7 protein-coding genes and 1 pseudogene are annotated in these 8,192 nt (G+C 76.0%); 5 read left to right on the top strand and 3 right to left on the bottom strand.

All coding sequences use genetic code 11. The annotated features are described in order from the left end of the window. Nucleotides 1–188: 188 nt before the first annotated feature. Nucleotides 189–1,181 (bottom strand): PadR family transcriptional regulator, encoded by a 993-nt coding sequence (locus K6I33_RS27520; RefSeq protein WP_229357232.1) that lies wholly within the window; start codon nt 1,179–1,181, stop codon nt 189–191. Beyond that, nucleotides 1,181–2,035, bottom strand: a complete 855-nt coding sequence (locus K6I33_RS27515) for a DUF4097 family beta strand repeat-containing protein (RefSeq protein ID WP_229357231.1) — start codon at nt 2,033–2,035, stop codon at nt 1,181–1,183. Before K6I33_RS27515 ends, K6I33_RS27520 begins: the two co-directional genes overlap by 1 nt. Before the next feature lie 101 nt (nt 2,036–2,136). On the opposite strand from K6I33_RS27515, the gene K6I33_RS27510 reads away from it, so the two are divergent. After that, the gene (locus K6I33_RS27510; protein ID WP_229357230.1) at nt 2,137–2,961 is read left to right on the top strand and encodes a hypothetical protein; all 825 of its coding nucleotides are present in this window, start codon (nt 2,137–2,139) and stop codon (nt 2,959–2,961) included. A 70-nt stretch (nt 2,962–3,031) separates the two neighbouring features. On the opposite strand, the gene K6I33_RS27505 is transcribed toward K6I33_RS27510, so the two are convergent. Next, entirely contained in the window at nt 3,032–3,211 is a 180-nt protein-coding gene (locus tag K6I33_RS27505) for a DUF6104 family protein (RefSeq protein WP_126916014.1), read from the bottom strand. A 155-nt stretch (nt 3,212–3,366) separates the two neighbouring features. Here K6I33_RS27505 and K6I33_RS27500 point away from each other — a divergent pair, with 155 nt between their 5' ends. From K6I33_RS27500 to K6I33_RS27485, 4 genes and pseudogenes are all read left to right on the top strand, one after another. Further along, nucleotides 3,367–3,834, top strand: a complete 468-nt coding sequence (locus tag K6I33_RS27500; protein ID WP_229357229.1) for a CU044_2847 family protein — start codon at nt 3,367–3,369, stop codon at nt 3,832–3,834. Beyond that, nucleotides 3,831–5,981 carry a trypsin-like peptidase domain-containing protein gene (locus K6I33_RS27495; protein WP_229357228.1) on the top strand — a complete coding sequence of 717 codons (2,151 nt, stop codon included), beginning with the start codon at nt 3,831–3,833 and terminating at the stop codon, nt 5,979–5,981. Before K6I33_RS27500 ends, K6I33_RS27495 begins: the two co-directional genes overlap by 4 nt. A gap of 146 nt (nt 5,982–6,127) precedes the next feature. Continuing rightward, entirely contained in the window at nt 6,128–7,138 is a 1,011-nt protein-coding gene (locus K6I33_RS27490; protein WP_229357227.1) for a MoxR family ATPase, read from the top strand. 6 nt (nt 7,139–7,144) lie between these two features. Next, a pseudogene (locus K6I33_RS27485) lies at nt 7,145–8,192 on the top strand (hypothetical protein); the annotation flags it as partial.

The raw sequence follows: 8,192 nt of genomic DNA, 5'->3' as shown, positions 1-8,192 counted from the left end.
GGGGCCGGGGGACGCGTACGACTGCCCGAGGGACACGGCGGACGCCCCGTAGGGGCGCGGGGAACTGTGCGACCAGCCACGATGGTCCGCAGCCGCCGTCCGTGCCCCGGGGCCTCCTGCGGCTGCGGGCCGTCCGTGGCCGGTCGCGCCCACGCGGCGGAGCCGCATATGGACACAGCCCCGGGCCCCTACGGGGCCTCCCGCAGCAGCGCCCCTATCTGCGCGGCGGCAGCCGCCAGGTGCACCCGGGCCTGGCGGAGCTGGTCGGGGGTCACCCCGTGGTCGCGCGCAGCGTCCCGCACCTCGTCGCGGAAGCGGTCCAGCAGCCGGTCGAGGTCGCGGGCCGGCTCCTTGGAGAGGGCGTCATCGGCGACCGCCCACTCGGGCAGCGGGTACGACGCGCGCAGCGGCTCGTCCTCCGCCCGCTCCACGACGATCACCGGCTCGTCGGCGGAGTGCCCCGGGGCCCGTCCGGTGCGCATCTGCCCTGCCAGCGTGCCGAGCTCCTTGGCCAGCGCGCCGACGCCTTCGGCGATGCCCGCGGGCCAGTCGCCGTGCCGGGTGTGCTCACGGACCTGCTCCTGGACGCGCTCGGCGATGCGCCGCACCTCCTGGCGCGTCTGCTCCTGGGCCTGCCGGGCCTGGCGGCGGGCCTCCTGGGCGTCCTGGCGGGCGCGGCGGCTCTCCTCCTTCGCCCGGCGCGCCTGCTCCTTCCACTCCTCCTTGGCCTTGCGGAACTCCTCCTTCGCCCCGGCGAAGTAATCCCCTCCGGAGCCGTCGGCCCCGGGGTCCGTACGGGCCTTCAGCGCGGCCTCGCGCATCTCGCGGCGCAGATCGCCGGCGGCCCCGCGCACGTCCTCGCGGATGTCGGCGGCCAGCGCGGCGACGGACTCGCGGATCTCCAGCTCCAGCTCGGCCAGCTCCCCCCGCCGGTCGGCGAGTTCGGCGCGGCCGGCGTCGGTGATCGAGTAGACCTTGCGGCCGCCCTCGGTGGTGTGGGTGACCAGGCCCTCCGCCTCCAGCTTGGCGAGGCGGGGGTAGACGGTGCCGGCGGAGGGGGCGTAGAGCCCCTGGAAGCGCTCCTCCAGCAGACGGATGACCTCGTAGCCGTGGCGCGGGGCCTCGTCGAGGAGACGCAGCAGATACAGGCGCAGTCGGCCGTGGCCGAAGACGGGGGGCATCAGAGGACCTTTCCCGACGCGGGGGCGTCGTCATCGGGGGACGCCGGCCGGCGCAGCAGCGCGACCGCGCCGGAGACAGTGGTGATCTTGAGTTTGCCGCCGCCCGAGCCCAGCGTGCCGGTGATCCGCCTGGCGCCCCACTGCCCGCCGACCCGCAGGTCCTCGAAGGCGCAGGAGACCGAGCCGCTGGTGGTGTTGGCCTCGACGTCGGCGTCGACCGCCTGCGGCAGCCGGATGGCGACCTCGCCGGCGACGGTGGCCAGCGCGAGATCGGGGGTACGGGCGGTGCCGGCGAGGTCGATGGTCATGTCGCCGTTGACGGTCTCCGCCTTGACCCGGCCGCCCGTGCTCTCGATCAGGGTCAGATCGCCGGAGACGGAGTTGAAGCGCAGGTCGCCGCCGAGGGCCTGGGCCTCCACCCGCCCGGAGACGGACTCCGCGCGGACGTCCCCGCGGACCCCGACGAGGGTGATGTCGCCGGTGACTCCCTTGACCTCCGTGGGCCCCGCGATACCGGAGACGACGGCGCTCGCGCCGACGACACCGGCCTCGACGCGGGTGGCCGTGGGCACGGTCAGGGTGATCGTGGCCGAACGCTTCCACTCGTCGCGGTCGAACCACTTGAGGATGTTCTTCCAGGGCAGGTCGTCATAGGCGACCGTGAGGGTGCCCTCCCGCAGGGTGACGACGAGCGGGGCTCCCTCGATCCGGGACAGCTCCAGCGCCGCGGGGCCGCTGTCCGTGCCCACGACATTGACGGTGCCGCCCACGACGCGCACCTCGAGCGCCGTGACGGGCTCCTCGAAGGTGAGCTTCTGGGGTGCGGCCAGTGACCACTGCGACCGGTCCGGCATTCCGGGCCTCCTCCCGACACAACATATCGCGTCTTCCGTAGAACACGATATATCGTGGCCCCGGGAAGTCAAGGGGCTTCGAAGTGGCATAGCGTTGACGCATGTCCGCTACTGATCACAGTCCGGCGGCGGGGGTCCTGCTCCTCTGCCGGGCCGAGCCCGACCGCGTCCGCCCTTCCGCGCAGCTCCTGCGCGAGCCGCTGTTCCTCGCCCCGGCGGGGGAGGAGTGGACCGTGCTGGTGCCGGGGGAGGAGGCCTGGCACGCGGAGGGCGCGACCCCGGCCGCCCTGACGGCCGAGTGGGCGCACGCCCTGACCGTCGCCGAACCCTGGCCGGCCGTGGGCCTGTGGTGGGACGCGGAAGGTGCCGGCTTCGTCGTCGCGGCGGGCTTCCGCCGCACGGTTGGCTACACCTGGCTGGCGGACGGCTCCCCGCTCGGGGAGGAGAGCGCGCTGACGGCGCTGCGGGCCCGGCTGGGCCTGGACCCGGTGCTGGACGCGGAGGCGTTCGACCGGCTCACCCGGCCGGACTCGGACGCCGACGCGGCCGCGCGGGTGCTCGGGCTCGTCGCCGTCCTGGCCCGGGCCGGCCTCCACCTGCCGCCCGGCCTGACCCCGGGCGCGTCCGCGGCCGAGCTGCGCGCGGCGGCGGGCGCGGCCCCGGAGGCGGAGCCCGTCGAGTGGCCCGGCTGGCGCACGGTGGTGCGCGACGGCCTCGACGCGTCGGAGCGGGGGCCGCTGGGGCAGTGGATACGGGGGCCGCGGGCGCGGGCGCTCGGCGCGGCGGAGGTCGCGGCGGGGGTGTCGCTCTGGGCGCTCGGCCGGCGCGGTGACGGCCACCGGTTGATGCGGGTGGCCGGTGCGGCGCTCGTGGCGGACGGGGTGCTCACGCTGGCGTACGACACGTGGCGGTCGCGCAAGCGCTGAAAAACGCCGGAGGGGCCGACGACCGTCGGCCCCTCCGGCGTTTTGGAAGTACGGGAATCAGCGGGAACGACTACTCGTCGTCCTCGTCGTCCAGCCGCGCCAGCCACGTCGCCAGGCGCTCGACCGGGACCTCGAAGTCGGGGTTGAGGTCGACGAACGTACGGAGCTGCTCGGCCACCCAGCCGAGGGAGACCTCCTCCTCGCCCCGCCGGTTCTCCAGCTCCTCGATGCCGCGGTCGGTGAAGTACAACGTGATCTCCGTCAGGGGATGAGCCAATCGGTCCCGCCCAGGATAGGCGGCACGCGCCCCGCGCCTTTGGCCACGGCCTCTCGCGTCCGTCCCGCCCGGGGACTAGCCTGCTGTGCCTGCCGCATCACGCGCGGTTGACGGGGGTGGACGGGCGCATGGCCGACGGGATCACTCAGGCCCGGCAGGTCCGGCTCGACGACGGCACGGTCGTCTGGGCGCGGGTCACCGAGGCACAGGAACTGGACGGGCCCGGGAACGCCGGGCCCGGAGGGTACGCGGAATCCCCGTACGAGGACTCCTCGTACACGGACTCCGGCGCGGCCCGCCGCGTCGCCGCCATGGCGGGCGGGCTCGCCGACACCGTCCGGGGCGTCGCGGACTCCGTGCGGATGGGGCTCGTGGCGGCCCGGCCCGACGAGGTGTCCGTGGAGTTCGGCATCGAGCTGTCCGCCAAGGCGGGCCAGGTCATCAGCCTGATCGCCGACGGCGAGTCCAAGGCCTCGATCACGGTGACGCTGAAGTGGGACGGCCGCCGGGAGGCCCCGGAGAACCGGGAGGCCCCGGAGAACCGGGAGGGCCGGGCGGCCGCCGGGCCGGCGCCCACGACCCCCGGCACGCCTTGAGCGCCCTGGAGGGCACCGCGCGCCGTGCCGTCGTGCGCATCTCCGCGCCCGGCGGCGGGTATGACGCGAGCGGCGCCCGGTTCTGGGGGAGCGGTTTCTTCATCGCCCCCGGCTGGGTCCTGACGTGCGCCCATGTCGTGGGGAACGGGGGTGGCGACGTGCTGCGCGGAGCCACGGCCGTCGACGTCACCGACTGGCACGGCCGGACCGCACCCGGCCGGGTGGCGTTCGCCCTGCCGATGCCGGCCGACCCCGACGTGCCCCCCAGGCCCTGGCGGCTGCCGGACCTCGCGCTGCTGGAGGTCGAGGGCGCGGAGGGCGCCGAGTGCCTCTGGCTGAGCGACCGTTCGGCGGTCGTGCCCGCCCCGATCAGCCTCCACGGCTGGTCGATGGACATGGGCGAGCTCGGCCCGCGCTTCGGCGTGGGCACCGCCACCGGCGGGGACGGCGCCGACGGCTCGGCCATGCTGCTGCGCGGGGAGATACCCGTCGCCGGCTGCTCCGGCGGGCCCGTCGTCGACACCGCGCGCGGCGCGGTCATCGGCGTGTGCAAGGGGCGCGGCAAGGACACCGCCGGGCTGGCCGTGCCCATCACCGCGCTGCGCCGCGTCGCCGACGACCTCCCCGGCCGCGACCGGCTGCACGCCGTCATCCGCGCCCACGACCGCCACCACTACGCCCGCTACCGCGCCGTGGGCACCGGCGCCGGCTGGACCGGCATGCAGCAGGCGCTGCGCCCGGGCCCCGCCGACGGCTTCACGCCCGTCCTGCGCACCCATCTGTTCGCCCGGCTCGCGGAGCTGTCGCCGCCCGCCACCCCGGGCGAGGTCATGGCGCTGGTGGAGACCGTCAAACGGCGGGTGATCCAGGAGCCGTACCAGCCGGGCGTCGAACACGACCCGCGCAGCTGGCGGGAGGGCGTGGGCCTCCTCTACGACCTGCGCGACGGCGGCCACGGTGCTCACGGCGGCACGGAGACCGCCCCGGACCGCGATCTGGAGCTGGAGGCGGTGCTGCTGTACGCGGCGCGGGTCGCGGCCGCCGTCAGCCGGTTCGGGGTGCCGGACGACACCGAGCCGCTGCGCGAGCTGTCCACCTGGATCGCGGCCCAGGCCGAGCCGCTGCCGGACGTCATCAGGGTGGAGATCCACCAGATCCTCCACGGCGGCTCGGACGACCCCGACGGACCCCGCGCCCCCTCCCCGCCCGGCACGGTCGAGCTGCGCAAGCCCGAGCGCCGGGACGTGGAGCCGGGCGTGGCGGCGCCCGCCGGGGCCCGGGCCGACGTGCTCGTCGAGGTCGCCCCGCACCCTTACGGCGACCGCTACTCGTGGCACGTGAAGCTGCTGCTGGACAGCGGCGTGGTCACCCCGCTCCTCGGTGACGAGGACGGCGTCCCCCGCGCCCGGCTGCGCGAGACGCTCCGCGAGCCCATCGCACGGGCGCTGCGGCAGGGCGACGTCGGCGGCCATCTGGCGGAGCTCCATGTGATGCTGCCGCGCGAGCTGTTCGACGAACCGCTGGACGCCTGGCGGCTGTCGCCGGCCGGCGCCGACGGCGGCGGCATCGACCCGCACACGCTGCCGCTGGGGCAGCGCCGGGTGGTGGTCGTCCGGGACCGCCGCCGTCGCGACCAGCCCCCGACCCCGGAGTGGCACCAGCGCTGGGACGGCATCTCCCGGGGCCCGCTGACGGCCGTGCCGCTGCGCCGCGAGGCGCCCCTCAAGGGGCACGGCGGGCCCGGCCGGGAGGGCGGGCACGCGGCGTACGGCAGGCTGTCGTTCGCGGAGGACGCCGCCGTGCCGGTCTACTGCGGCGAGGTGGCCGCCGGCGCGGGCGCGACGGCCATGGAGGCGGCGCTGGCCGCCGGGCACGCGGTCGTGATCTGGCGACGATGCGCCACGGGCCACACGGATTGCGCCGAATTCCACCGGCGCGTCTCCCACCTGGTGGGCGAGGCCCGTACCGCCGAGGGCCTCCACCAGCTGATACGCAGCCTCCGGATCGCCTGCGGCGACCCGGACGCCCCCGACCCGGAAGCGGAATGGGCGCGCTCGATCGCCCTGCTCTACGACTCGCCGCACCATCCGCCCCCGCCCGGCGCGCCGTTGTGCGCCCCGCTGCCCAGACCCGGCGGCGCGGCGTGACGGCACGTCAATTGCGCGTACGGAGACGGGTGAAGAGGGGTCGGCAGGGCGGGCCCCGGACGGTACCGTCGGGCGGGGGCCGGCCGCGGCGGGGCCCCGGGCGGCACCGCCGGCCGCACGGTCACCACCAGCCATGAGGAGCCAGTGTGAACGATTGGCGGATCTACCGGGGAGCCGGGCTGCCGCACGACGGAATCCGGCGGCTGCCGCCGCCCCCGCCCTGGCGGGACTTCGCCTCCTCGGGCCCCGACACCGGCGCCGAAGCGGACCCGAGCGCCGCCCGCCGGCTCGGTGTGCTGCGCCGCCTGGTGGAGAACCACCACCCGCGTCCCGAGGAGGTCGAGGCGGTCAACGCCGCCCTCTATCTGCGCCGCCCCCTCCTCGTCACCGGCAACCCCGGCACGGGCAAGTCCACGCTCGCCCACGCCGTCGCCCATGAGCTGGGCCTCGGCCGGGTGCTGCGGTGGCCCATCGTCAGCCGCTCCACCCTGCGCGACGGCCTCTACCACTACGACGCCATCGCCCGCCTCCAGGACGTCCAGCTGGAGCGGGCGGGCGGCGAGGCCACGGGCGTCACGCGCCGCTCCATCGGCTCGTACGTCCGGCTGGGCCCGCTCGGCACGGCCCTGCTGCCGGTCGCCCAGCCCCGGGTGCTGCTCGTCGACGAGCTGGACAAGGGCGATCTCGACCTGCCGAACGACCTGCTCAACGCCCTGGAGGAGGGCGAGTTCAGACTTCCGGAGCTGGAGCGGATCGCCGATCTCGAACCCGAGGTCGAGGTGCTCACCGACGACGGCGGCCGGGCCGTGATCCAGGGCGGCCGGGTGCGCTGCACCACGTTCCCGCTGATCGTCCTCACCTCCAACGGCGAACGCGACTTCCCGGCCGCCCTGTTGCGCCGCTGCGTCCAGCTGGAGCTGGAGGCGCCGGGCGAGGAGCAGCTGACCGCGATGGTCCGGGCCCACCTCGGCGACGACGCAGTGGCCGACGGCGACGAGCTCATCCAGCGCTTCCTGGACCGGGAGCCCGGCGAGGTCATCGCCGCCGACCAGCTGCTCAACGCCCTCTTCCTCACCCAGCACGCCCCGCGCACCGAGCGCGTCACCCGCGACCGGCTCGCGGACATGCTCATGCAGCCACTGGACCGCCCGAGGTGATGAGAGATGACGGCGCCCCCCGACCGGCGGTTGGGGCAACTGGTCGGCAGGCTGCGGGCCGCGGACTGGGACCTCACGGCGGAAGAGATCGCCGACGCCCTGTGGCTGGCCCAGTGGGTCGGCCCGGGCGCCGCCGGGGAACCACCCGGCGGGCCGGCCGCCGCCCGGACCGGGTCCGCCGGTGAGGCCACCGGCGTCCGTGCCGCGGACCCGGCCCCCGGCGTCCGTACGGACCGCCCCGGCGGCCCCGCCCGGCCGCCCGGGCCCGACGGATCCCCGCCGCGGGCGCGACGCCAGGAACGGGTGTCCCTGTACGCGCGGGGCGAGGGCGACCCGGGCGCCGTGGACACCTTCCCCATACGCGTCCCCATGGCTTCGTCCCTGCCCGGGCTCCTGGGCCTCCAGCGCGCGCTGCGCCCCCTGCGCGGCTACCGCACGCTCGCCGCGCCCCTCCCGGGGCCCCTCGACGAGGACGCCACCGCCGACTCCGCCGCCCGCACCGGGTTGCTGGAGCCCGTCCACCGGCCCGGCGAGCGCCGCCCGGCGGCCATGCAGCTGGTGATGGACACCTCCCCGTCCATGGTGGTCTGGGAGCGGATGCTGGAGGAGCTGCGGCAGACCTGCGCCCAGCTGGGGGTCTTCCGCGACGTCCAGGTGCGCTATCTCCACCGGGCGCCCGACGGCACGCCCCTCGTCGGCACGATGGCAGGGCGCGCCACCGGTGGCGGTACCGGTGATGGCTCCGGTACGGGGGGCTCCGGTACGGGCGGCCCCGGTGCCAGCGGTTCCGGTACGGGCAGCTCCGGTACGGGCGGTTCCGGGGGCGCCCGGCATCTGCGCCCGCGCCCCGCCGGTCAGTTCCGCGACCCCACCGGGCGCCGGCTCACCCTTGTGGTCAGCGACTGCGTGGGTCCCCTGTGGCAGGAGGGGCGCGCCCAGCGCATGCTCCACCACTGGGCGAGGACCGCCCCGCTGGCCGTCGTCCAGCCCCTGCCGCCCCGCCTGTGGCCCCGCACCGCGCTGCCCGCCGAACCCGGGCTGCTCGGCCGCGACC

It is taken from the genome of Streptomyces sp. UNOB3_S3, assembly GCF_020740895.1.
Taxonomy (GTDB): domain Bacteria; phylum Actinomycetota; class Actinomycetes; order Streptomycetales; family Streptomycetaceae; genus Streptomyces.
The sequence above is the reverse complement of the archived record's forward strand: the minus strand, read 5'-3'. Positions and strand labels throughout refer to the sequence as shown.

Excerpts from the sequence above, each read along its gene's own strand:
- K6I33_RS27520 (WP_229357232.1), bottom strand. The coding sequence starts at position 1,181 with ATGCCCCCCGTCTTCGGCCACGGCCGACTGCGCCTGTATCTGCTGCGT.
- K6I33_RS27515 (WP_229357231.1), bottom strand. The coding sequence starts at position 2,035 with ATGCCGGACCGGTCGCAGTGGTCACTGGCCGCACCCCAGAAGCTCACC.
- K6I33_RS27510 (WP_229357230.1), top strand. The coding sequence starts at position 2,137 with ATGTCCGCTACTGATCACAGTCCGGCGGCGGGGGTCCTGCTCCTCTGC.
- K6I33_RS27500 (WP_229357229.1), top strand. The coding sequence starts at position 3,367 with ATGGCCGACGGGATCACTCAGGCCCGGCAGGTCCGGCTCGACGACGGC.